The organism is Serratia sp. HNCC26DJ244, from assembly GCF_057180565.1.
On sequence record NZ_JBXUGO010000161.1, the window covers coordinates 1 to 258 of the forward strand.

1 protein-coding gene is annotated in these 258 nt (G+C 53.1%); it reads right to left on the minus strand.

Features of this window, described 5'->3' with window-relative positions; all coding sequences use genetic code 11:
• Positions 1 to 258 (minus strand): hypothetical protein (locus tag AC2A06_RS19080; protein ID WP_484381332.1); only part of this gene is annotated, 258 nt, incomplete at both ends.

Genomic DNA, 258 nt, shown 5'->3' on the forward strand with positions numbered 1-258 from the left:
ACTATTGGTCAGGATACCGGTACCGACGTTGACCGTACCCTGGTTATCCAGCGCTTTTACCGTTTGGTTGAACGAGTTGCCATTAAACGTGCCGGTACTTGCAACTGTCAGCAACAAGGTTTCACCGAAGCCATTGTTGCTCCCCAGTTGTACGGTACCGCCCTGCACCGTGGTACTGCCTTGGTAGAGGTTGTTGCTATTGGTTACCGTCAACGGACTCTGGGTCGCATCAAAAACGATGCCACCTGCCCCAGTCAG